Source organism: uncultured Nitratireductor sp. (genome assembly GCF_913053745.1).
Classification (GTDB): domain Bacteria; phylum Pseudomonadota; class Alphaproteobacteria; order Rhizobiales; family Rhizobiaceae; genus Nitratireductor.
Window position 1 is genome coordinate 1 of record NZ_CAJXGF010000038.1, and the last position, 23,101, is coordinate 23,101.

At 59.8% G+C, this 23,101-nt stretch carries 26 protein-coding genes and 1 tRNA gene; 8 read left to right on the forward strand and 19 right to left on the reverse strand.

Annotated elements, in window-relative coordinates; all coding sequences use genetic code 11:
* Positions 1–682: TIGR03808 family TAT-translocated repetitive protein (locus QZ638_RS08410; protein ID WP_295808847.1), on the forward strand; the 682-nt coding region annotated here is incomplete at its 5' end.
* Positions 683–808: 126 nt separating this feature from the next.
* Here the strand turns inward: QZ638_RS08410 and QZ638_RS08415 are convergent.
* Positions 809–1,867 (reverse strand): aldo/keto reductase, encoded by a 1,059-nt coding sequence (locus tag QZ638_RS08415; RefSeq protein ID WP_295808849.1) that lies wholly within the window; start codon positions 1,865–1,867, stop codon positions 809–811.
* A gap of 98 nt (positions 1,868–1,965) precedes the next feature.
* On the opposite strand from QZ638_RS08415, the gene QZ638_RS08420 reads away from it, so the two are divergent.
* A complete protein-coding gene (locus QZ638_RS08420; RefSeq protein ID WP_295808851.1) occupies positions 1,966–2,874 on the forward strand; it encodes a LysR family transcriptional regulator in 909 nt (302 codons plus the stop codon).
* Here the strand turns inward: QZ638_RS08420 and QZ638_RS08425 are convergent.
* A complete protein-coding gene (locus tag QZ638_RS08425) occupies positions 2,871–3,884 on the reverse strand; it encodes an asparaginase (protein WP_295808916.1) in 1,014 nt (337 codons plus the stop codon). The two genes, QZ638_RS08420 and QZ638_RS08425, sit on opposite strands and share 4 nt — an antisense overlap.
* Before the next feature lie 62 nt (positions 3,885–3,946).
* On the opposite strand from QZ638_RS08425, the gene QZ638_RS08430 reads away from it, so the two are divergent.
* Positions 3,947–4,726, forward strand: a complete 780-nt coding sequence (locus QZ638_RS08430; protein ID WP_295808852.1) for a DUF3750 domain-containing protein — start codon at positions 3,947–3,949, stop codon at positions 4,724–4,726.
* Here the strand turns inward: QZ638_RS08430 and QZ638_RS08435 are convergent.
* The gene (locus tag QZ638_RS08435) at positions 4,719–5,885 is read right to left on the reverse strand and encodes an acetyl-CoA acetyltransferase (RefSeq protein WP_295808854.1); all 1,167 of its coding nucleotides are present in this window, start codon (positions 5,883–5,885) and stop codon (positions 4,719–4,721) included. The genes QZ638_RS08430 and QZ638_RS08435 overlap by 8 nt on opposite strands.
* A gap of 164 nt (positions 5,886–6,049) precedes the next feature.
* Here QZ638_RS08435 and betI point away from each other — a divergent pair, with 164 nt between their 5' ends.
* The 5 genes from betI (at position 6,050) to QZ638_RS08460 (ending at position 10,493) form a co-directional block, all read left to right on the forward strand.
* On the forward strand, positions 6,050–6,637 hold the full coding sequence (betI, locus tag QZ638_RS08440; RefSeq protein WP_295808856.1) for a transcriptional regulator BetI: 588 nt from the start codon (positions 6,050–6,052) through the stop codon (positions 6,635–6,637).
* Positions 6,630–8,282 (forward strand): choline dehydrogenase, encoded by a 1,653-nt coding sequence (gene betA / locus QZ638_RS08445; protein ID WP_295808857.1) that lies wholly within the window; start codon positions 6,630–6,632, stop codon positions 8,280–8,282. Before betI ends, betA begins: the two co-directional genes overlap by 8 nt.
* A gap of 118 nt (positions 8,283–8,400) precedes the next feature.
* Complete coding sequence (gene betB, locus QZ638_RS08450; RefSeq protein ID WP_295808859.1) at positions 8,401–9,864, forward strand: betaine-aldehyde dehydrogenase; 1,464 nt, start codon at positions 8,401–8,403, stop codon at positions 9,862–9,864.
* 57 nt (positions 9,865–9,921) lie between these two features.
* A tRNA-Pro gene (locus QZ638_RS08455) sits at positions 9,922–9,998 on the forward strand.
* 75 nt (positions 9,999–10,073) lie between these two features.
* Positions 10,074–10,493 (forward strand): hypothetical protein, encoded by a 420-nt coding sequence (locus tag QZ638_RS08460; protein WP_295808861.1) that lies wholly within the window; start codon positions 10,074–10,076, stop codon positions 10,491–10,493.
* Here the strand turns inward: QZ638_RS08460 and QZ638_RS08465 are convergent.
* The 16 genes from QZ638_RS08465 to QZ638_RS08540 form a co-directional block, all read right to left on the reverse strand.
* Entirely contained in the window at positions 10,477–11,139 is a 663-nt protein-coding gene (locus QZ638_RS08465) for an SOS response-associated peptidase (protein ID WP_295808862.1), read from the reverse strand. The genes QZ638_RS08460 and QZ638_RS08465 overlap by 17 nt on opposite strands.
* 101 nt (positions 11,140–11,240) lie before the next feature.
* Positions 11,241–11,462, reverse strand: a complete 222-nt coding sequence (locus QZ638_RS08470; RefSeq protein WP_295808864.1) for a hypothetical protein — start codon at positions 11,460–11,462, stop codon at positions 11,241–11,243.
* Between the two features lie 251 nt (positions 11,463–11,713).
* On the reverse strand, positions 11,714–11,986 hold the full coding sequence (locus QZ638_RS08475) for a hypothetical protein (RefSeq protein ID WP_295808865.1): 273 nt from the start codon (positions 11,984–11,986) through the stop codon (positions 11,714–11,716).
* Entirely contained in the window at positions 11,983–12,777 is a 795-nt protein-coding gene (locus tag QZ638_RS08480) for a glycoside hydrolase family 108 protein (protein ID WP_295808867.1), read from the reverse strand. Before QZ638_RS08480 ends, QZ638_RS08475 begins: the two co-directional genes overlap by 4 nt.
* Positions 12,778–13,449: 672 nt before the next feature.
* Positions 13,450–13,872: a hypothetical protein gene (locus QZ638_RS08485; protein WP_295808869.1), complete on the reverse strand. Its 423-nt coding sequence runs from the start codon at positions 13,870–13,872 to the stop codon at positions 13,450–13,452.
* The gene (locus QZ638_RS08490; protein WP_295808871.1) at positions 13,869–14,219 is read right to left on the reverse strand and encodes a hypothetical protein; all 351 of its coding nucleotides are present in this window, start codon (positions 14,217–14,219) and stop codon (positions 13,869–13,871) included. The genes QZ638_RS08485 and QZ638_RS08490 overlap by 4 nt, the downstream gene beginning before the upstream one ends.
* The gene (locus QZ638_RS08495) at positions 14,219–15,355 is read right to left on the reverse strand and encodes a hypothetical protein (RefSeq protein ID WP_295808873.1); all 1,137 of its coding nucleotides are present in this window, start codon (positions 15,353–15,355) and stop codon (positions 14,219–14,221) included. The genes QZ638_RS08490 and QZ638_RS08495 overlap by 1 nt, the downstream gene beginning before the upstream one ends.
* Entirely contained in the window at positions 15,345–15,566 is a 222-nt protein-coding gene (locus QZ638_RS08500; protein WP_295808875.1) for a hypothetical protein, read from the reverse strand. The genes QZ638_RS08495 and QZ638_RS08500 overlap by 11 nt, the downstream gene beginning before the upstream one ends.
* Before the next feature lie 25 nt (positions 15,567–15,591).
* The gene (locus QZ638_RS08505; protein ID WP_295808876.1) at positions 15,592–15,882 is read right to left on the reverse strand and encodes a hypothetical protein; all 291 of its coding nucleotides are present in this window, start codon (positions 15,880–15,882) and stop codon (positions 15,592–15,594) included.
* Positions 15,866–16,423, reverse strand: coding sequence for a hypothetical protein (locus QZ638_RS08510; RefSeq protein WP_295808877.1), 558 nt, complete (start codon positions 16,421–16,423; stop codon positions 15,866–15,868). The genes QZ638_RS08505 and QZ638_RS08510 overlap by 17 nt, the downstream gene beginning before the upstream one ends.
* Positions 16,369–16,809: a hypothetical protein gene (locus QZ638_RS08515; protein ID WP_295808879.1), complete on the reverse strand. Its 441-nt coding sequence runs from the start codon at positions 16,807–16,809 to the stop codon at positions 16,369–16,371. The genes QZ638_RS08510 and QZ638_RS08515 overlap by 55 nt, the downstream gene beginning before the upstream one ends.
* Complete coding sequence (locus QZ638_RS08520; protein ID WP_295808881.1) at positions 16,802–17,200, reverse strand: hypothetical protein; 399 nt, start codon at positions 17,198–17,200, stop codon at positions 16,802–16,804. Before QZ638_RS08520 ends, QZ638_RS08515 begins: the two co-directional genes overlap by 8 nt.
* A 411-nt stretch (positions 17,201–17,611) precedes the next feature.
* The gene (locus tag QZ638_RS08525; protein ID WP_295808883.1) at positions 17,612–20,143 is read right to left on the reverse strand and encodes a phage tail protein; all 2,532 of its coding nucleotides are present in this window, start codon (positions 20,141–20,143) and stop codon (positions 17,612–17,614) included.
* 63 nt (positions 20,144–20,206) lie between these two features.
* Positions 20,207–20,611 carry a hypothetical protein gene (locus tag QZ638_RS08530; protein WP_295808885.1) on the reverse strand — a complete coding sequence of 135 codons (405 nt, stop codon included), beginning with the start codon at positions 20,609–20,611 and terminating at the stop codon, positions 20,207–20,209.
* Positions 20,608–21,249, reverse strand: a complete 642-nt coding sequence (locus QZ638_RS08535) for a DUF2163 domain-containing protein (RefSeq protein ID WP_295808887.1) — start codon at positions 21,247–21,249, stop codon at positions 20,608–20,610. Before QZ638_RS08535 ends, QZ638_RS08530 begins: the two co-directional genes overlap by 4 nt.
* Positions 21,249–22,874 carry a phage tail tape measure protein gene (locus QZ638_RS08540; protein WP_295808889.1) on the reverse strand — a complete coding sequence of 542 codons (1,626 nt, stop codon included), beginning with the start codon at positions 22,872–22,874 and terminating at the stop codon, positions 21,249–21,251. The genes QZ638_RS08535 and QZ638_RS08540 overlap by 1 nt, the downstream gene beginning before the upstream one ends.
* Positions 22,875–23,101 lie beyond the last annotated feature (227 nt).

Here is a 23,101-nt window from a genome sequence, read left to right on the forward strand (position 1 = left end):
CCGTGCGGACAGAGGCGGCACCGGCCAGTACGGCAACGGGATCAACGCCTATCGCGCCGAAAATCTGCGCATATCCGATAATGAAATCACGGACTGCGCGTTTTCCGCGATACGCGGAAACAGTGCCGGAAACCTTCAGGTCGCCGGTAACACATGCCTGCGCTCGGGCGAAACCGCCCTCTATGCGGAATTCGCCTTTCAGGGCGCCGTCATCAGCGGCAATCTGGTGGATGGCGCCGCCCATGGCATCTCCATGGCCAATTTCGACAAGGGCGGCCGGCTGTGCGCCTGTACCGGCAACATCGTCCGCAATCTTTCCGCGGATGGCCCCTACCCCTCGCCAATGGCCGGTTTCGGCGTCGGCATCAATGTCGAAGCCGACAGCACCGTTACAGGCAACGTCATCGAAAACGCACCGCTCGCCGGCATTCGCATTGGCTGGGGCCCGTTTCTGCGCAATGTCACCGCTTCTGGAAACGTCATCCGCAAGGCGAAAACCGGCATCATCGTTTCCGTGGTCGAGGGCGCCGGCAGGGCGGTCATCTCCGGCAACGTCTTCGAAGACACCCCGGCTGGCGCGATCGTCGGCCACCGTTGGGCCGACGCCGTCACCAGCGACCTCCTGGACTCTGGCAGCGAGGAAATGCCTCACCTGACGCTTGCGGGCAATCACGCCGGCTAACAACCTGCGCGTACAAAAGTCCGAAGTCCGCATGCCCGTGCCGAGCCGCGTCGAATGTTCAAAAAGGGGCCGTGTATCCCATGGAGTGCTGTCGCTTCCGTGCGCGAGGCTAACCTCTTTCTGCTGTCATAGCGGATCGCGGGTCTCGATCGACATGCCCCCGTAAATATTCTGCCTGACCGCGGGGCGCCGCAGATAGTCGTGCGGGAATCCAAGGTCGATTGCGCTCACCTGATTGAGACTGTCGATTTCACCGGGCGTCAAGTCGAGGTCGAGCGCCTCCAGATTGCCCTCAAGCTGGTTCAGTGAACGCGCACCGATCAGCGGAGCGACGCCGCCGGGTCGCGAAAGTAACCAGGCCAGCGCAACGGCGGCTGGCGTCGCACCACGGGCCTCCGCCACCCGCCGCAACGTCTCGATCACCGCGAAGACGCGCTCATGGATAACGCCGGCCTCGGGGATGATTGCCGCCCGGCTTCCCGCCTCGACCGCGCTTCTTGAGAGGTCGTCGCGCCGATACTTCCCCGTCAACAAGCCACTCGCCAGCGGCGACCACGCGATCACTGCCATGCCCATTTCATGGGACATAGGTACCAGATCCCGCTCTACCGTCCGCTCGATCAGATTGTACTCGATCTGCATGGCGACAAGCGGCGACCAACCGCGAAGATCGGCGATCGCCTGCATGCGCGAAGCCTGCCACGCCGGAATGTCCGAAAGGCCGAGATAGACCACCTTTCCCTCAGCCACCAGATCGTCCATGGCGCGAAGTATTTCCTCCACACTCGTGGTGAAATCCCAGGCGTGGAGATAAAGGAGATCGATATAATCCGTGCCGAGACGTTTCAGGCTATCTTCGACCGCCCGCACCATCGCACGGCGGCTGTTGCCGCCCGAGTTCGGATCGCCCGGGCGCATGGGGAGTGTGTATTTCGTGGAGATGACGAGATTGTCACGGCAATTCCGGGCGAAGCGCCCGACCATAATCTCCGACGTCCCGCCAGTATAATAGTTCGCCGTGTCGATGAAATTTCCGCCTCGCTCCACATAATGGTTGAAGATTGCGCGCGATGTCTCCTCATCGGCACCAAAGCCCCACTCCGTTCCGAAGGTCATGGTGCCGAGCGCCATCGGCGAAACCTTCAACCCGCTTCGGCCGAGAAGGCGATAATTGTCGAGTTGCATGCCAGTCTCCTGCTTTTCTTATCGAGACCATGGTCAGACAATTGGTATATGCTTGGAATACGATATAAACTTCATGCATTCTGTATTTGGAGTCATTAATGCGTGGAAGCGATGTCGCCGAACTGAGAGCATTCATGGCCATCGTCGAATGCGGCAATTTTGCCCGCGCGGCGGAACGACTGGCCGTTACGCCCTCCGCCCTGTCCCAGTCGATTCGCCGCCTCGAGCGGCGTCTCGGCCAACGTCTGCTGAACCGCACGACAAGAACGACTCGGCCCACCGATGCCGGTCAGACGCTCTATGAAAGGTTGCGCCCGGCATTCGCCGAGATCGATACGGCCCAGGAAGATCTCATCACCTCGAGTGGGACGGTCGCCGGGCGACTGCGCATCAATGCGTCTGAAGCGGGCGCAGCCCACGCGCTGGCGCCAAGAATGAATGCATTTCTGCAAAACCATCCGCGAATCGAGGTCGAAATCGTCATTTCAGGCAGTCTCGACGATCTTGTCGCGAGCGGTTGTGACGCCGGGGTCCGGCTTGGCAATGTGCTGGAAGCCGACATGATCCGCTTGCCTCTGACGGGGCCAGTACGCTGGATCGCGGTAGCGTCACCGGCCTATCTCGAGCGCGCCGGCACACCGGTCCATCCCGATGACCTTACGGGTCATGCCTGCCTCAATATGCGCTGGCCCGGTAACGGACATCTTTATCAATGGGAGTTCGAAAAGGGAGACGAGAGGGTACGCGTGCCTGTACGCGGTCCGCTCTGCACCAACGATGCCGCGACGAGGCTGCGCACGGCGACCGATGGACTGGGAATTGCCTATATGCTCGAAACGGAAGCGGCGGAGGCTTTGCGATCCGGGGCAGTCGTCGAAGTCCTGCCCGACTGGTGCCAGCCCGAAACGGGTTTCTGTCTGTATTACCCCGGCAATCGGCTCGTCACACCGCCGCTGAGAGCCTTCTGCGATCTCATCAAGTCGACGCGAACAATGGCTGCTGTCTAACGGACACGCCCGGTCAGATTGTCCGAAGGCCGCAGTGCGCCCACCTCGAAGCCGCGCCGACTGGTCAGAACGGGTCGCGCCATCTCGTTCAACGTCTCTGCGAGCGTGTCGCCTTCCAATAGCTGCGCCAGCACCTGGGCCACCATCACCTCGGCAGCGCGTGTTGCTCCGTCATCGCATTTGAGCGCAATGCCAATCCCTTTTTCGGGGATTGCCGCACAGAAAACGCCTTCCGCGCCCGTCTTGGTGAAGATACGACCCTCTCCAGCCTCCATCATGCGTGTGTCGGAACGCGCGGTACCCGCCACGTAAAAGGGTTCGGCCATGCAGGCGGCGAATATCCGTCTGGCGGCCTCCGCTCTCTCCTGCGCCAGTCCGGTGCCGGTTGCCATGCGCGCAAAACCCTGAGCCAACGCTCTGAGCGGAACGGCATAGGTTGGGATGGAACATCCGTCCGTGCCGCACAGATCGCTCTCATGCGCAGCTCCCGTCACGTCTTCCATCGCCGCCTTGACGACGTCCTGTGCCGGATGACCGAGCGCCGCATAGCCACGCGGATCGTGCCCCAGATGAGCGCAGGTGCACAGGAAGCCAGCATGCTTGCCCGAGCAATTGTTGTGGGCCGCCGTCGGCGCTGAAAGGCTGCGGGCCTGCTCTATCAACACGTCTTCTTGGAAAGCCCAGTGCGCCCCGCATTCCAAGGCAGTCACGTCAAGTCCCGCCCGCTCGAGCATGGCTGTTGCCAGCGCGGCATGTTGCCGCTCACCCGAATGCGATGCGCAGGCAAGCGCAATCTCCCGGTTGCCGAACCCAAAGGCGTCAACCGCCCCGCTCTCCACGAAAGGCAGCGCCTGAATGGCTTTGACAGCCGAGCGTGGGAAAACCGGCCGATCGATGTCGCCGATACCCATCACCTGACCGCCATCCGCATCGAACACGGCGATGGCACCGCGGTGCCTGCTCTCGACAACGTTACCGCGCAGCACCTCGACCAGAACCGGATTGCCCATGTTTTCACCGTATTTTGCGGGATTCACTTTCAACTTCTGCCAACCGCAATAGACTGACCCCCATGCGATTTTTCAAGTGGACTTTGCTGTTTCTTATCGTCGTCTTCGTGTTGCCCGCGTCCGGCTCGATGGCATGGTGGGCGATGCAGGACCGGCCGGGTTCCTGGCGCAACGCCGACTGGTCGGCGAGCGGCGTTCTACCCCCGGCATCTCAGGATACGGACGCCGCAATCTATGTCATGGCCGCCCGCACTGGCGGCATGAAAGGCGCGTTGTCCGTGCACAGCTGGCTCATCGTAAAACGCCCGAATGCTTCCGACTATGAACGTTACGACAAGGTTGGCTGGGGAAGTCCGGTGCGCCGCAACGCCTACCCGGCGGATGGGCGATGGTATTCCAACACACCCTATGTGGTGGCCGCGCTCAAGGGAGAAAACGCCGAACGCCTCATTCCGCAGGTGGAAGCGGCGATTGCCAGCTATCCCTTTTCCCGGCATGGCGATTACGGACTTTGGCCTGGCCCGAACTCGAATTCCTTCACCGCCCATGTGCTGCGCACAGTGCCAGATCTCGATATCGCACTGCCGCCGACTGCCGTCGGGCGCGATTACCGCCCGGGCGTTTTCGCCTTCGATCACACGCCTGACTGGAGCGACGTGCATGTGTCTCTTGGCGGTTTCGCCGGTCTCGCCGCCGGCCTGCGCTCCGGTTTCGAGCTTCATTTCCTGGGATTGGTCGCCGGCCTCGACCTCCGCAACCCGGCCCTGAAGGTGCCGGGCTTCGGACGCATCGACCTATGGCCGTCCGTAACGGCCGGCGAGAAAGCCGCGCCCGCTACTTGATCCGTTCGAGGATCGACACGTAATTGGCAACCGCAGCGCCGCCCATGTTGAAAATACCGCCAAGCTTGGCGTCGGGGATCTGAATTCCTCCTGCCTCGCCCGTCAGCTGCATGGCGGTCAACGCGTGCATGGAAACGCCGGTGGCTCCGATGGGATGCCCTTTGGCCTTCAGCCCGCCCGACGGGTTCACCGGCAAACGCCCGTTCTTTTCCGTCTGACCTTCCAGCGCGATCTTTCCCCCCTCGCCCGGTCTTGCCAGTCCCATCGCCTCGTATTCGATCAGTTCTGCGATGGTGAAACAGTCATGCGTTTCCACGAAGGAAAGATCGCCCAGTGTTACCCCGGCGCTTTTCAAAGCCCGTTTCCATGCTGCTTCACACCCCTCGAACTGCAGAATGTCCCGCTTCGACATGGGCAGGAAATCCTGTACGTGCTCATTGGCGCGAAGCGCGACGGCGCGGCGCATCGAAAGCGCGGTCTGCGTGTCCGCCAGAACGATTGCCGCCGCCCCGTCCGATACCAGCGAGCAATCCGTCCGCTTCAGGGGACCGGCGACATAGGGATTGCGCTCGCTCTCCTGGCGGCAGAAATCGAAGCCCAGATCCTTGCGCATCTGCGCGTAAGGATTCTCCACACCGTTCTTGTGGTTTTTTGCCGCCAGTGTCGCGAGTGCATCCGATTGGTCGCCATATTTCTGGAAGTACGCATCGGCAATCTTTCCGAAAACACCCGCGAAACCACCCGGAATCTCTCCGTCTTCCGGCAAATAGGACGCTTTCAAGAGGTTTTCGGCGATCTGCGGCCCGGGCGTCTTCGTCATCTGCTCGGCGCCCACCACCAGCACAATCCGCGCCGCGCGCGCGTCGATGGCCCGCGTGCCCTGACGAACCGCCGCCGATCCGGTGGCGCAAGCGTTTTCCACCCTGGTGGCCGGCTTGAAGCGCAGCCCGTCGTCTGCCTGAAGCACAAGGCTTGCGGTAAAATCCTGCGGTGAGAAGCCGGCATTGAAATGTCCGAGAACGATCTCGTCCACATCCTCCGGTCCGATGCCGGCATGATCCAGCGCTGCGCGCGCCACCTGCACGATCAGAGCTTCCAGCGTATCGTCCGTCAGCTTGCCGAACTTGGAATGGGCCCAGCCCACAATGCATGCGGTCATCGCGTATCTCCCGGACCGCCAGCCATGGGCCGGCGCGTTAATGAACTCTCTGGCAAAATCATAAATCCGGCACGAAGATCGTTCAAGTCTGAACTATTTAAACCTCCAGTTAGGATTTCCGAATTTTTCTTGATTGATTCGTCAATCAATAATAAATGAAGCGCATGCCCAAGATCGGAATGGAACCCATCCGCCGCCGCGCGCTCATCGATGCGGCCATCAACGCCATTGGCGAGCGTGGCGCGCTCAATGTGACCATGTCGGACATCGCCGGCCGCGCCGGCGTGTCGACAGCGCTCGCTCATCATTATTTCGGCGGCAAGGACGACCTTCTCTTCGCCACCATGCGCCACATCCTGACTCAACTCGGCAACGAAATCCGCCCGGTCATGGCTGATCTTTCGGGGCAGAACCGGGTTCGCGCGATCATCGCAATCAATCTCTCTCCCGAACAGTTCCGTCCCGAAATCATCGCCGCATGGCTTGCATTCTATGTCGAGGCCCGGCGCGATGCCGCGCTCGGCCGGCTCTTCCGTATCTATGTACGCCGCCTTCACAGCGATCTTATGAGTGGCCTTTCCGGCCTTCCGCGTCCGGCGGCAATTCGCACCGCACGCGCCATCGCCGCCCTTATTGACGGTCTCTATCTGCGCCGCGCACTGGGCGAAGGTGTCGAGGATTCCGCCGCCGCCATCGCCCTCGTTGAAGATTATTTCGATATGGCGCTTGCCCGGGGCACGCCGAATGCTTGAAGCCGATTTCGTCATTGTGGGGTCCGGATCCGCTGGCTCCGCGCTTGCCTATCGCCTTTCGGAAAACGGCAAGCACTCCGTCATCGTCATCGAACACGGCGGGAGCGATTTCGGGCCCTTCATCCAGATGCCCGCGGCGCTCTCCTTCCCCATGAACATGGCGCGCTACGACTGGGGCTTTCAGAGCGAGTCGGAGCCCAATCTGGGTGGCCGCGTACTCGCCACGCCGCGCGGCAAGGTGGTCGGCGGCTCTTCCTCCATCAACGGCATGGTCTATGTGCGCGGGCATGCACGCGACTTCGATCACTGGGCCGAACAAGGCGCCGCCGGCTGGGCGTATGCGGATGTGCTGCCCTACTTCAAGCGCATGGAGACGATGGCCGACGACGAAGCGGGCTGGCGCGGCACGGACGGTCCCCTCCATGTGCGCAAAGGACCGCGCGAGAACCCACTTTTCTCGGCTTTCGTGGAAGCCGGTCGTCAGGCCGGGTTCGAGACCACACAAGACTACAACGGCTCCAAGCAGGAGGGCTTTGGCGCGCTCCAGCAGACGATCTACAAGGGACGGCGCTGGTCGACCGCCAACGCCTATTTGAAGCCCGCGCTCAAGCGCGGAAACGTGAGTCTCGTCAATGGTTTCGCGCGCCGCGTTGTCATGGAGAATCAACGCGCCGTGGGTGTTGAGATCGAGGCTCGAAAGAAGATCCAGACCGTTAAGGCACGCCGTGAAGTCGTCGTCTCGGCCTCCGCGGTCAATTCGCCCAAATTGCTGATGCTATCGGGCATCGGGCCGGCCGCGCATCTGCGCGATAACGGCATCGACGTGGTGGCCGACAGGCCCGGCGTGGGCGGCAATCTGCAGGACCATCTGGAACTCTACATCCAGCAGGAGTCGCTTCAGCCGATCACCCTTTACTCAAAGCTAAACCTCCTGTCCAAGGGCTTGATCGGCGCACAATGGCTGTTCTTCAAGTCGGGTCTCGGCGCCTCGAACCATTTCGAGGCCGGTGCATTCGTTCGCTCGGCCGCCGGTGTCGAGTATCCCGACATTCAGTATCATTTCCTGCCTGTCGCCATTCGCTATGACGGAAAGGCGGCGGCGAAGGGACACGGCTTCCAGGCGCATGTCGGACCGATGCGTTCCAGATCGCGCGGCACGATCCGCCTGAGCGCGAACGACCCATGGGAAAAGCCTGAGATTCGCTTCAACTATATGTCGCATCCCGATGACTGGCGAGATTTCCGCCACTGCATCCGTCTCACCCGCGAAATCTTCTCGCAAGACGCTTTCGCTCACTATCGCGGCGCGGAGATCGCGCCGGGTGACGGCGTTCAGTCGGATGAGGCGCTCGACGGTTTCATTCGCGAGCATGCCGAAAGCGCCTATCACCCTTGCGGCACCTGCCGCATGGGTGCAAGAGATGACACCATGAGTGTCGTCGACGAGGAGTGCCGGGTGATCGGGGTCGAGGGATTGCGGGTCGCAGATTCGTCGATTTTCCCCCGTATCACCAACGGCAATCTCAACGGCCCGTCCATCATGGTCGGAGAAAAGGCAGCCGATCATATCCTTGGCCGAACCCCGCTCAGCCCGTCCAATCAGGAACCCTGGATCAACCCGCGTTGGCGGGAAGCCGACCGATAAAGCGTTTTGCAGTCGGGTGGCATCATCCGACGTCCGCATAAATGCGGAAAGATATAACAGAGAAGGCCGGGCCAGCGTTTCCGCGAAACGATGAGCCGGTCTGGAAGCTGGAGAGCCCATGCGCGCGCAGCCAAAAGCATCGCACTACATCAACGGCCGCCATGTCGAGGACGAGCACGGCGATGTTATCGAGGTCGTCTACCCCGCCACCGGCGAAACCCTCGCCCGCCTCCACTCCGCCACGCCCAACATTGTGGAACTGGCCATTGAGGCCGCCCGCGCGGCCCAGCCGGCATGGGCGAAGCTCAAACCGGTCGAGCGCGGCCGCATCCTGCGACGCGCGGCGGATCTGTTGCTTGAGCGCAATGGGGAGCTGGCGGAGCTGGAAACTTTGAACACGGGCAAGGCATTGCAAGAGACCCTTGTCGCCGACGCTCCTTCGGCCGCCGAGGCACTCGAATTCTTCGGCGGTGCAGTCGCCGCCTTCAACGGCGAGCAGGTCGATCTGGGTGGCGCATTCGGCTATACGCGGCGGGAGCCGCTGGGCGTTTGCGTGGGCATTGGTGCATGGAACTATCCCATCCAGATCGCCGGCTGGAAATCCGCCCCCGCGCTCGCCATGGGCAACGCCATGGTGTTCAAGCCCTCCGAGATCACTCCCCTCTCCGCGCTCAAGCTCGCCGAGATATTCACAGAGGCGGGCCTCCCGGACGGTCTTTTCAACGTGGTACAGGGACTGGGCGATGTCGGCGCGGCGCTGGTGGCCCATCCCGAGATCGCAAAGGTTTCTCTCACCGGCTCGGTCGAAACCGGGAAGAAGGTCCAGGCGCTTGCCGGTAGCCAGATGAAATCGGCGACGATGGAGCTTGGCGGCAAATCGCCGCTGATCGTGTTCGACGATGCCGACGTGGAGAATGCCGTCGGCGGCGCCATGCTCGGCAATTTCTATTCCGCCGGCCAGATCTGCTCCAACGGCACACGCGTCTTCGTCCAGAAGGACATTTACGAAGGTTTCCTGTCGCGCCTGACCGAGCGAACGACAGCGATTCGCCTCGGCGACCCGCTCGATCCCGAAACCCATCTCGGCCCGCTCGTCAGCAAGGCGCAATACGACAAGGTTCTGCGCTATATCCGGATCGGCAGAGAAGATGGCGCAACGCTGCACCATGGCGGTGGCGCGCCCCGTTTGCAGGGTTTCGAGAACGGCTATTTTATCGAGCCGACGATCTTCACGGACGTCGCCGACCATATGCGGATCGCGCGCGAGGAAATATTCGGTCCCGTGATGAGCGTTCTGACCTTCGAGGAAGAAGCCGAAGTGATCGAACGCGCCAACGAGACGCCCTTTGGGCTTGCCGCCGGCGTCTTCACGCAGAACCTCGCCCGCGCCCACCGTGTCATTGGCGCGCTGAAAGCCGGCACCTGCTGGATCAACACCTACAACCTCACGCCTGTGGAACTGCCCTTCGGCGGCGTGAAGCAATCGGGCTTCGGCCGCGAAAACGCCATGGCTGCGCTGGCACACTATTCACAGGTCAAATCCGTCTATGTGGAAACGGGCGACGTCGAAAGCCCATATTGATTGCGGTTTGACCTTGCGCAGTGAAGAGACGGCGGCTATAAGCCCGCCGTCTGGTCACGGAGTGTAGCGCAGCCTGGTAGCGCACCTCGTTCGGGACGAGGGGGTCGCAGGTTCGAATCCTGCCACTCCGACCAGAAAAATCAATTACTTACGCGGAACATACCCCGACAGAATTGACCTCTCGGACCGAAACCGGACCGAAACGGCCCATGACCGAGCCCCGCCTCACCATTCGTATCCGATACGAGCCGACCGGAAACCGTTATCAGATCGTGCGGGACGGCTCCGTCCTGAGTGACCATCCGACAAAGGAAGCGGCGGTCGCCGTGATTCGAGAGATGGGGGCGCGGGTTGCTGCCGTGTGGAGCAGAACCGACCTCGGCTCAGGCCCGCTGCATGCCGACTTCGTCGCGAAAGTTCTGGATGAAGAGATCGGCAGGATCATGAGAATCCCGCACGGCCAACGCGAAGGCGAGTGGTCATGGTCAATGACAGCGTACAAGAAGGTCAACGCGTTCAAGATGGCGCTGCATGGCAGTCTGGCGACAAAGCAGGAAGCGGCGCGAATGGTCGAATTGGCCTACACGCTATGCAAAGAGGACCGGCCGGATTTCAAACCGGATCGATAGCCGACGCGCCTTGGAACCTTGATGAGTTCACATCCCGGCTGACACGGTGCATGACAAGCTGTTCATCGAGATCGTGAACAAGCACAGCCTTGGCGTCTTCGACGCTCGCTTCAGGGTCGAGCCAGGCATCATAGAAATCGGGATCGAGAATGATCGGCTGCCGGTTATGGACTGGCGACATGGTCTTTCCAGCCGCTGCCGTGAGGATCGTGCAGCTCGTCACATCAAGTGCAGGATTGTAGGCCCATAGCCCCGCAAAGCTGAACACCTTGCGTTCCGGCAGATGAATGAACCATGGGTCTTTCCCGCCATCATCGGCCTTGGTCCATTCGTAGAACCCATCTGCGGGGATCAAACAGCGCTTCGATTTAAAACTGTCCCGAAACGCCGGCTTCTTGTCCGCCTCTTCCGATTTGGCGTTGAAGAGGGTGTATTTCGGGATTTCCTTCGCCCAGACCGGGACAAGCCACCAGCGGCCCTCCCTGACCCGCCTGCCGCCATCCTTGTCAGCGGTAATGAACGGCGTGTCCTGAGTTGGCGCGATATTGTAGCGTGGAGCCGTGTTCCGGCCGAAATATTCCGCGGTCAGGTCGTAGTGCTCCACGACCTCGCGCCAAGACATGATCTGTGTATAGCGTCCGCACATGACCGGCATCGAACCCGAGAATGGATCCGATGGCAAGGCACAAAAAAAGAGCCCCGGCCACCACTGAGGCGGCCGGGGCAGTTGGGGAGGATGTGAAAAGATCAGGGCGCGAAGCCACCTTTGATCAGGAACGCCACCACACCGGTGATGATGCCCCCGATGATCAGCCAGTTGATGTGAGACAGGGTTTTCTTGATGTCTCCGACCGAGCTTTCCAGACCGGAAAATCGGGTATCGATCCGGGCCTCCATCGCATTCCATTTCTCATCATGGCGCGCGCTCTCGATCTCTCGTTGAGCCTTCCATGCTTCCAGATCGGACAATCGCCTTTCCTTGTCCGCCGATGAGTGCTCGAGCGTGACAACGCGAGCCCTTATATCGTGATCCATGTCTGGTGCCTTTTCGGTCACGCCCCGCTCCTGTTCCAATGCGTTGCCTGTGGGGTGGGTTCAATTACCAGCAGCCTTGGCGGCTACCAAAGATGTTGTGGGCGGCCACGTCCTGCGCGAACGCCCGGTCGTTCTGGATCACAAATGCACGGGTTTGTGCCGAGGGTGACAGCTTTTGCCACCCATCACAGACCGAGGCCGGCGCATTCGTCTGGCAGGCCACCAAGAGCCCGACAAAGGGCAACAGCATCCATGTCGCGGATTTCTTCATCGGTCTCATTCCTTTCGCGGAGAACTTCGACGGAGCGAGAAAGGATCGCCTGCCTTTCCGACACAGCGCCCCTGTGATGGCCAAAGACGTAGATCCCGACCACAAGCGCCAGCACTAGCGCAACGGCGCCCAGAACCTGCCCCAGCTTCGAGAGCAGGGCCTTGTAGACGAAACCGGCGCCGATCATGTGCCCTGCCCCTCGACTGCGCCCTTGATGTGCCGCACAGCGGAGACGATCTGTTTCTGGAGCAGAACGAAGATCAGAAGCACGAGGATTGCAGCCCCCGCGATCACGGCAATAGCTTGCCAGTCGACACCCCACAGAAGACCACCGCCGACGCCGCCAGCACCGAAGAACCCGGTTACTTTCTGCCAGAAGCCGGTTTTCTCCTTCACCTTCTGCTCGACTTCGGCTGGGACGGTCGGGCGTGGAACCGGCACGGGAACACGCTCTACGTCCGCCGACCGGCCGATCATGTTCACCGCATCCTTGCGCACATCGGAGACACGACGCGTCCAGCCTTTCCCGAAGGTCGGCCAGTGCTCCAGCTTGCGCAGGAAGTCCATGCGGGCATCGCAAAGCCGGTTGATGACGTCGGACGGCTCCATACGCGAGACCGCGGCAATCGTCTGCGGCCCTACTCTTCCATCGACATTGGCGCCGACGATCGATTGCAGATACTTCGCCGCACGTGCAGGGCCAGAGTTCACCGCGAAATCGAAGACCGCATAGTCGACACCAGAAGGAAGCGCCTGGGCATTCACAGCAGCCCAATAATGGCGATAGAAGACCGTGGCGATCTGCTCGTCGGAGATCGCTTTCAGATCGGCCTTGGTGCCGTCTGCCTTCACGTAGCGACGGAACGTTGCCAGCGTGACGCCCTTCATTGTCGCGCCGCCAGGATCGTCCGGATGATCTGCCCAGCCACCCTCGTGTTTCAGGACAAGCGGAAGCGCCCGCGCGAAATTGCGGTCCATGTCGTTTCCTTTCATTGTGATCAGCCCACGCGAAAGCGCCGCGCCAAAGGGCACGGGCAGGCCGTGGGTTTCGATTTCAGATGTTAGATGTTAAGCCCGGGATGTCCTGTTGGGGGCGGCCCCTGCCGGTTTTGTGTCCGACCCGTCGCGCCGGCAGGGGTTACTCGCGCTCTTCGATGAAGAACTGGCGTGATCCCGCGGGTAGTAAAGCCCACACGCGATGATTAAATTGCAATCGTCGGCGAGTGAAGAATTCCCCTTTATTCCCCATCTCGAATGTGCGAGTTCGAGCGCTTCACTCGTCGGCACTTGGCTTACGTCATCGCACCAGTCCGAAGCCTTCACAGAATGTAACAGATATGTAATGTTTCCCTTGGGTAAGGTGGGAAACTGATGACATTTTCTGAACTTGTTGCACTTCTTGTAATCATCGCATTAGCGTTTTTGACTGGAATGTTTTACGAGCGCCTTCGGTCGCAATGGCTCGGGTACGACTTTCCCGAAGACCATTCGATGGATGACGATCCGAATCTCAGATGACCCGCTTCGAGCTGATCCTAGTTTGCGGTTTCTCGCTTGCAGTGATTGCGGCTGGTATCGCTGCGCCATTGGTTGTCGCAGCGATTACAATTGATTGATGATGACGATTAGCCTAATCGAAACCAGATGCGACTACGGCCACCATTGATCGTCTGCCAGGTCTTCAGGTATCCCGGCCTCGAACGGCGCTTCTTCGTCCTTCATGGCCCACGAGACCGCCATGACCGCCTCCATCCACGTCATGCCCTCGGTTACCAGTTCGATCATCTGGGCCGGTGTCAGTATGTGGTTCACGTTTTCGGCGTCCCGCACGGTCAGAACCGGATCCGACACACCATCGGCCAATAGTGATTGTGCCTTCACGAGCAATCCCATAAGTGCCACTTGGTCGCGGTCGCGGCCGGTCAGCGGCACATCACCATAGCCCGCCACCGAAAACACGCGGCCGGCCGAGATGCGCCTGTCCCGCTCCGCGTTCACCATTGATCGACTGCGTGCCAGTGCCTCGGCGGCTTTCTGCTCGGCTGTAATGAGCATTGAAAGATCAACGTTCATTCGTCGTCCTCCGGCGTCTCGGGTTCGATCTCGGGTTCGGGTTCGGGAGGCGGCGGGTCGAACGGAACATCTATGGCCCCGTCAGATGTAACGTTAAGTGCCTCTGGAAAGGCCACGGCTGGCGACGGGTTCGGACCATGAGGGAGAACCAGCGTCATCCGCAGTTGTCCAGCCACCCGTTCCACGGGGCCTACGAACCAATTGCCGGCAATCGCTTCTTGAGGAAGCGACGCGCCCTCCGGCACGCCCGAGAAATCGAACGGATCGCCATTGATGGTCAGCACGTCGCCCGCCCTGGAGAGTTCCAGCGTGGTGTCGCGGCGCTGCGGGGAGAAAGAAATTCGCATTAGCTCCACCACCTTCCTATGGCAATTGCGCAGTAATTGAGATTCACGGCCGATTGAGATGTTCCAAATGCATTCAATGTGCATTCAGTGCTGTTGATGTTTCTAATAGTGACCCATCTGGCGGAGCTTGTTGAAGCTTGTCCCGCTGCCGCCGTGGGCGTGACGGCAAAAGCGGCTGGATATACCCAGGTTGACGGGGAAGAGCTGTTATAGATCGACCCGGAAGAACTGTTGGTGTCCAATGATCCGGCAGTTAGATGCCAGCATATCTGCGTGCCGTCCGCGAAGCGCGCAAAGTAGCCATTTGCGTTCCCGCCATATTCGATCAATGCACCTGTTGGAACACCGCCAGACTCAGACACAGTGCCAAGTATGTTTCCGCGCCGAAACGCTCTATCAGGTGTGAGCGAGTCCGAGACACGCGAATTCGGCAGCGTTCCGGTTGTCAGGTTGGACGCGTCGTCGGACCCTATTCGTTGTCGCGTGGTGGGACCGTTTCCGGCTGCCAGATAGTCTCGCGCAAAGTTGGTAACGAGGAAACCGTCTACGAGCGCCTTCCCTTCTTCGCCGCTCCACAGGGCGACATAATTGTTTGTAGAGCTTGCTGGACCTTCGACATAATCATCCAAGGCGGACGCAGGCGCAAAATCACTGATATCGGCAAGAGCCATCGCCCCTGCACCGGTGAAGACCGGAAACGTGTCCGCAGACCCGATCAGTCCACGCAGTGCATCCAGATTTGCGCCGTCGACTACATCCATCGCGCCAGGGCCGGCACCACGGATATAGCTTCCCGCATCAAGGGTCAGACCCGCCAATGCCGAGACGTTGCCGTTCGAAAGCAGCTGGCCGATCTCCTGCAAGGCCTGCCGGTAGGCGACGTGATAGGGCGTGAAGGTCACGCGGTAGGGCTCGGCCGCCTGTGTCGGCCCGGGCCACGGATAAGCCAGCGTGATCTGCGTGTCGCTGTCCACCGAGGCGATGGGGATCGGCATGCCGACGTGTTTGCCGAAATCGTCGGCCGGACGAACAATCTGCAGCCAGGCTGTGCCCTGCCCCGTAACAACGGTCTGACCCTGCGTGACCGAGGCCGTGCCGGTGGAATAGTAACCTTGTTCGTAAAGATCACCCGCCATTCTTGGCATCCTTCTTCGCTGCTGCGTCCTGAAGCTTGCCGTTGATCTTCGTCAACCGGTCGATTTCCGCCTGCATGGCGTCCTTTTCCTGACGCTCACGTTCCAGCGCATCTGCAAGCATCAGATTGCGATTGCGATAATAGTCGTTGAGCGCGGTCGCCTCGACGGCAGCAGCCATCGGGTTGACCTGCTTTTTCTGCTGGTCAGTCATGGGGTTCCGGTGTTTTGTGGTGGCTCTAGAGGTGCGCGATCAGCGCCTTGATTTCATCGCTGGCCGTTGCGGAGCGGACGCTTGCCTTCAGGTCGCGGCGCTCCTTATCCACGGCGGCCAGTTCCGCGTCCTGTTCAGCCGCGCGGACAAGAATGGCATCCTTGTCGGCGACCAGATCACCTGCCGGCACGATACGTTTCAGGAGATGCAGCGCCGCCATGGGGCCAAGAATGGCGTCGATACGAGCCGCGTAGTGCTTGTCTATCAAGTCAAGAGCCCTGTTGCGATGATGATCGACCCTACTCAACTTCAACATCGATCACCTCATCGAGCATTGGCCAGGGCGGCGTGACGTGAATGCGAACTTGTCCGGGCTCATCGACCTCGAACAGGAACGGATCGCCTGTCGCCTCAGCCTGTACCGCGCTCTGCACATCCGTCGGATCGAGAAAGATTGAGAGCGTTGAACCTTCCGGCAGTCCGGCAAGTGAAACCACCCTGCCCTCAACGCTTGCAGTGCACCCGCAAGACGGGCGCCGGACAACCCGACCGTCCACGACATAATCTTTCGAGATATCGCACGCAGCAAAGCGCAGGCCGGGAGAGCCCATTGCAGGCTCGCCATCATCGTCAAAAACGAGGTGACCAGTGTCGGGGTCGCGCATCTGGACTTCTGGCAATGGCTCAGGTGGCAGATCGAGAAAAGTTCTGCCGCGGTCGTTGAGCATTGCCGCAATTGTGTCCGGAACCGGATCGCTGATGACGTGGAAAATTCTGCCGTCCTGATTATATTCAACAATCATTAGCCCAATCCATGATCCCAAACTGCATAGCGGATGATTGCATTGGAGGTCCAATCTCCCTCCGTCATGCTCGAGTTGTTTTGAAAGACAAACCGATCGTTTCGCACATCGACGATGTAACGATTAGCCGGGCTCGGGCTGTAAAAGGCGAAGAATCCGGCTGTCCCTATATGCTGCCTTGCAGGGCCGAAGAGATCGCCTGATGCGGCGTAAGGGTGGACGACCGTGAACACCAGCGGCCTGTAAGTGAAGGACTTCCCGTACAGAATCGTACGTGTATTCGCGGAATTTGGGTTAACTGAGAACGACCCGAAAATCAGCCGGCTCATGGCCGACCATTCGGAGTTGAATATAAGACCGGCCTCACTCGCTGTCTTCACATCAACCCCGGGCTTTGACACCTTAAGACCGGCGGAGTGCAAAAGAACGCGGTCAACCATGATTTATGTTTTCCCGCAGAACGACATATAGCGAATAGTTACTGTCGAAGATGTTGTTCTTGTCGACGTTCAGTCGGATTTCCGTATTTGAAAGATAGTCGACCCAATGGAAGATATGAGAGTTGGTCCCGAAACCTGTCAAAATTCCAATGTTCCAGTCCGATTGCAGAATGACCTTGGGTCTGTATCCCAAATTCGGAACACTGATTGTTACGGGCTCACCGGTCGTAAGATAGACCCTTCCTGATTTCACGATCTGCAGCGTTTCAAAGCCCGCTGTTGTTCGAAACAGCAATTGGCTATCGCTTGCCGACGACACGTCGACGCCGGGCTTGGAGATGAAAAGTCCGTTCTGACCGCCGCGCCGCCCCAATATGACACGATCAACCATAGAAGTTTCTCATCACGACATATCTGAATGTTCGCTGCGACGATCCAACATTGTTGGTAGCGTTTGTGCTGATCTGAAATCGATCCCGAAAGACGAAAACAGCGACGTTGAAGTCGTACCAGATCGCTTGATCGATAGGATACCACGTGTCGAGATCGTTGTTCGCACCTGACATGTGCACGATCACCAACGGTGGGTCCGCATATGTGGTGCCATAGTAATAGTTGAATGCAGGATCGTTTCCGCCCATCTGAAACGTCCCTCGCGACAGGATGTTTCCAATTTCCGGCCACCGACTATCGAATGAGAGATGTTCCGTAGGCAAACCAGTGTTCTTGACATCGTATCCGGGGCGGGAGGCGCGTAAGACGTGCGTCCCATCGAACGCGCCTAGCAAAATCCGGTCTGTCATCAGTCGGCTACCAGAATTCGATTGTTATCCAGTTCGATCCGCATCTTGCCATCGTTGCTCCGCACAAGCCCAGACGTGACCGTTCCGATGTTCGCAACGTTCATGCGTGCCACGCCCCCGGAGATGAAGAACGGCACCAGATCGGTGGAACCGTCCGAGACGATGAACTCGTCGGCCTTGAAGATGACGCGGCTCATGCCCGGCTGCGCATCCATGAAGAACGCCGCCTGAGACCAATCCCCGCCTGACTCAAGCCGAACCTGGATGCCATAACGCGCCCATCCGCCACCCGGAGATGCCATGGCTTCGCCACGCATCGTCACGTTGGCTTCAACGTCATCCACCTGCGCCGTCAGTGACGTGATCGCGTTTGCATTCGCTGTAACGCGTCCATCTACCTCGGTGATTTCAGCGGTCAGAAGATCGACAGCCTGGGCGATGTCTTCGTCGATGGTAACTTCCAGCGCCTCGATACGCTGCGCAATCGCCGATCCCGGCCCCACGGCAACGACAATGGCCTCCTGATAGGATGCCGTGATGTTTCCCGCTGTGACAGCCGCCTCACGTCTCAGTCGCTGGACATTGCCATATTGTTGATCGAAGTCGGCCATGTCCTTGGTGGCGTTATCGAGCCCGCGCTCGATCTCTTCACGCGTGTTGTAGTTTAGCCAATCCGTCGCCTCGTTGATGATCTCGGGATCTATGGTCACGTCCGAGATTGGCTGATCCGGCGTTGTCACGGCTTCCGGTGTGGACCAGACAACCGGACGCTGCGGGCTTGTGAGCAAGCGCGTCCGCACCTGATATTCGGTGTCCGAAACCACGGCCTCGGTGAGAACTGCAATGTTCTGATCGTCCGCAACGGTCATGCTGGCGCGCGAGGCCGGCTGATCCGTCGGCCACCACTCCAACTCTACGCCGACGACCGTCACATCGTCGATCGCATCCCATGACGCCTGAATGGCCGGCATCAGCTTTGATCCGGACCCGGCAGTTACGCCGGCCAGCATGAGGTTCTGCACCTCCTGCAGATAGACGGGCTTACCGGGTGGGTACGGCACCACCGGAACGGGAACCGTCACGCTGTCATAGATCGACGCATCACGTTGCTGAAGCGCCACGCGCACATTCCGTGGCCCTTTGCTGTCGAGCGAATAGAGCGTCGATTCCGTCACCAGATAGGTGAGCGTGCCATAGCGCGCGCTCTGCCATGTGATCCAGTCGCCGGCCTTCAACCCTCGCCAGCGAGGCCGCAACGTGATTTCGGCCGTCGCTTCCAGCCTGTTTTCGGCAGCATAGATCGATGCAAGCTGCTTGGCCTGGCGCCCGCTCATAACAGTCGGAAAGTCGAGAGCCAGATCGCGGGTGCGGCGATCCACGACAATAGCGCTGTCGAGCACAATGGATTCGTAACCCACCATGGACCACAACTGACCCGGATCGGGATGCGTCCCGGAAATCGAGTTGACCAGCTCCGACATGGAACGCTTGGCCTGCCAGCGCACCGGCTCGCCAACGACCAGATCGTCATCGGTGATCGTCGCCACAACGGGTTGAGCGGCACCGACCATAGGCCACGAGCCGTCCGGCGCATCGATGACCACACCGCCGCACGACTTCATGAGCGACTGGATATTGTCGCCATGCGTGGCCGTGCAATCGAGCATGATCGAACAGCGATAGCGCTTCTCGCCCTCTACTGTTTCGTCGCAGACGTTTGCCGCCGCGGTGAACTTGTCGAGCGGCAAGTCGCTCGCCTGCATCTCCATGCCACAGAACAGGTCATTGTTGACCGAGAGCCCGCGCCGGTAATTGTACTCGATGACAATCGGGTTGTCGGTCCACTCGTGGGTGCCGAGATCGTTCCATCGATGCGGGCCGGTTCCGCCGACCGTTGAATCCTTGCGCCAGTCATAGAGCGGTGCGCCCTTCAGCTCGAAGAACACATCGGGCATGCCGACCGTTTTCTCGCGGTCGTACTTCGCCTTGACGATTGCATAGGCAATGCCGGTGCCGATACAACTCGCCTCCCAGCGTCCTGCAGGATTGGCATCGGCGACCAGGTCGCTATCTGCCGTGGTTTGCGTGCCGTCATGGAACTTGATCCAGGCAAGGTTCGCATACTCGCCGGACGTGACCTTGCGATAACCGTCTCCATCGGGCGCATCGAGCGTTACCCACTCGCCATTGATCGCCACGCGGTCGAGGCTGGTGCAGGGATAATCGGAAAGCTGATAAACGTCTTGAAGCCAGCCATTGTCGTTTCCGAACGTGTTGACATGGACTTCGTGCCCGGCAATGCCCACGAGACCGCACGCCACCTGGCGCGGAACGTCCGCACCATACTCGGTCTGTATCTTAACGCCCGCCGGCTCCGGAGCCTGCTGCTCGCGCTTCATCAGCGCAGAGGCGGCAAGGTTCAGACCGATGCCGATTGCCAGCTTGCCGATAAAGCCAAGTCCCGTGATGAACGAGCCGATGGCGCCAATCGCACCGGCAACCGCGCCGATGATTGGAGCAAAAAATGGCATGGATTACCCTCCGCACAGCGCGGTGCGCCAGCGTTGAAAGATCATGAACTGAATGGATGCGGTCTATGCGACCCGAAACGCCGCCTTGACCTCGGTGGCCGGAAGAAGCTCCACGGAGCGTTCGCCACGCGTCGCAAACCCTATGGAGGTAAAGACACCCCCGGATATGACGCCATCGCGTTCCACGACGCCCAGATCGCCGCGCTGTGCCATTAAGCGGCCGATTTCCGGCAGGCGCGCACGAAAAGCGTCCTCGACGGTTTCGAAGCCGCGTTTTCGCAACTGGCGGCCTGCGCCAGCCTCAGTCTTGTAGCGGACGCCGGAATAAAGCTTCTCGCCTGTGATCGCCTCGAAAGCGTCGGCCGGAATCAGGTAGCAGTCGGACACGCCGAATTCGCTCGGCAGCCCCATGTGCTTTTCGATAACCGCGTTCAGACGGTTTTCCCAATCCGGAAGGCGGGCGCTCATCGACCGAGCCTCCCGATTCCATTCACGAAGTCCTTCAGGGAGCCTTTCGTGTTGTTCTGCGCGTTCTTGCGCGCCCTGCCCCAGAAGACTTCTTCGCGGCCGGTCGTTGCCGCGTTGATATAAAAATCGTCTCCCGGCGCACGGCGATGCTGGTCTGCCATGTTACGCTTGCGGCCATTCGTGCGGGTGTAGTCGAGCGCGCGAGTCTCGCAATCGGCAATGAGCTTGTAGCCCTCTTCCGGATCTTCCTCATGCGATAGCTGGTCGATGTAGCCGCGCTTTAGAGCCTCCACATGCAGGAGCGATCCTGTGTCCGGATGAAAGAACGCGTCATAGATGGTGACGGGCCGGTCGCGGTAATCCTCCTGCTCTATGGTCTTCAGAACGTCGGGCGTCAGGCCATCATCTGGCGATTCCGCAAGCTCGATGGTGAACTGCCGCGCCGTGGTGCCCATGCCGCCGGGCAGGTCCGATACCTTGATGACGCCGCCCGGTTGATAGGTCAGACCGTTCCACTCAATCGGCTGATCAGATTTCGCAAAGCCATAGGTTCCGGTTCCGAATTGGAACTTGATCAGACCGCGAATTGAGATGCGGCCTTCATCAAGTAGGTCCTGGACGATCGTTGGGTAGGCCATCACATCACCCGCTGATAGGCGGTGAAGGAAATTGGTGTCGGCTCAATGGTGTCTTCGGCCGACCATGATTGCCAGTCGAGAACGAACTTCGCCACAGGCTGCCAAATTCGCGCGACGGCAGCGTTCGTGAAAATTCCGGCGTGCAAGTGCGGTGAGACCGTAACCGTAGCTGAGGTACCCACGGCAGTAGTGTCTTCGACGATCTCGTAGTAACCACGTGCCCCACCTTCTTCCAATCCAATTCGATCACCTTCCGAGAATTGATAGCCGGTAGGAAGACCTGACAAGCCAAGCTCTCCGGACAGACCAATGGCGGTGACAATTGCAGTGCCGTCCCACCCTCCGGATATATCTTCTGGAGACGACGCATTTGGAAAGGCCAACGGCGGGTTGCGGGTAATGTCGTAGGCGATGAACTGATTGAGTCCGCCACGTAAACTGTTCTTCCAGGCTGACCAGGTGCGCCGCTCGTTTCCCCAGTGAGGCACTGTTTCCGCATCAAACATCCATGTCGGATCAGCCACCCGTGACGGAGATTGGATACCAAGCACCGAACGGAAGCTACCGGCCACATCGGATGCGAAGCCTGTGACGCTGCTCTTGACCGCTTCCCATTGCGCTTTGAGACCGTTCCAGAGCCCCTGAACGATGTCGACGCCGATCTGGTACATCTGGCCGGGCAAAGCCACGAAGGCCGCAAGCAAATCCGCAGCGAACTGCGTCGCCTGGATGGCCGAATTGCGAAGGTCTTCGCCGAACTGGCGAATGGATTCTCGCGTCTCGACAAGCCAGCGGGCAGCATCGGCTGAGCCGCGCCCCATCGCGGCAAACATATTCGCCGTATCGACCGCGAACTTGACGATCCCGTCGCTGTTATCGACAAGCCACTGGCTGAACTCTTCGAGGATCGGCAAGAGTTGCTGCGTGATTTTGGCCGAGACCGCGCCGAATGTCCCTGTGAGGCGGGCCATATTGTCGTTGAACGCCTCGGCGCTGGTGCCCATCTCTTGAGTGAAGACCTGTGCAAACTGGTCCGCCTCCGAGGTCAGCTTGTTGATCCCCTCCGAGCCGCCAGCCAAAAGCGAGGCGAGCTGCGGGCCGTACCGCTCTCCGAAGATTTTGCCCGACAGTGCCGCCTTGCGCGTTTCATCATCGACGTTCTGGAGCGCGTCAGCTACTTCGCCCATTAGCTGGGTGGCAGATTTCAGGCTGCCATCGGCATTCGCGACACTGACGCCGAGCTCGGCAAACGCATCCTTTGCGGCACCTGTCCCGTTCGATGCGTCATAGGCATTCTTGTTCAGCGTCCGCAGCGAGTTGCCGAGATTGCTGAACGAGACACCCGAAAGATCGGCCGCATACCTGAGACGCGACAGTTCCTCGATGGGAACCCCGAAGCTTCGACTGGCCTTTGCCATTTCGTCGGCGCTGTCGATGGTACCCTTGACCATCACGGCCAGGCCACCGGCCGCAGCCGTCGCGGCGGCACCGGCAGCAAGCAGTCCGGTCTTTGCCATCTTTCCGAACTTCTGAAGTCCGGATTCCGCCTTCTTCAGCCCCGTCGAGAACGCAGCAGTATCAATGCCGAGGTTGACCCGGAGGCTGCCAATCACGCCTTGCGCCATGTCTACCTACCTTGCCGCTTCATCTTCGGAGCATTCGCGAGCCACGCCCTGACCTCATCCACTTGGACGGGCCTCATGTGGCGGCTTGCGCGCTTCGGGCCTTCATCGAGAACGTTCTTGAGCTTCGGCATCTTCTTGATGCGCTGGAAGGCTGCCGTGTGCCACGCCTGCGACATCATGAGATTGCCGTCGCGCCTTCGCTTTTCGTTGTGGCCGGCGAGAACGTT